1 pseudogene is annotated in these 239 nt (G+C 57.7%); it reads left to right on the top strand.

The features are described from left to right. Positions 1-239, top strand: a pseudogene (locus tag HBA93_RS23270) (ISNCY family transposase); the annotation flags it as partial.

Raw genomic sequence — 239 nt, 5'->3', positions numbered from 1 at the left:
ATTATCCGGACGGCCGCCTTGAGATCATGCACGGCACAGACACCCTGCCCTATAGAACGTTTGACAAATTGCGTTCGGTTCATCGCTCGCCCGTTGTCGAGAACAAACGGCTGGACGACATGCTGGCTCTTGTCGCCGAGATGCAGGCTGGACGGGAACAGCAACGCAGCAAGAGCGGGCCGCGCCGAACTGGTCAAACAGATCATATGTTTGGCATACGTGACGGCAGCACCGCCAAC

The organism is Ochrobactrum sp. SFR4 (genome assembly GCF_019730395.1).
GTDB lineage: Bacteria > Pseudomonadota > Alphaproteobacteria > Rhizobiales > Rhizobiaceae > Pseudochrobactrum.
The sequence above is the reverse complement of the archived record's forward strand: the minus strand, read 5'-3'. Positions and strand labels throughout refer to the sequence as shown.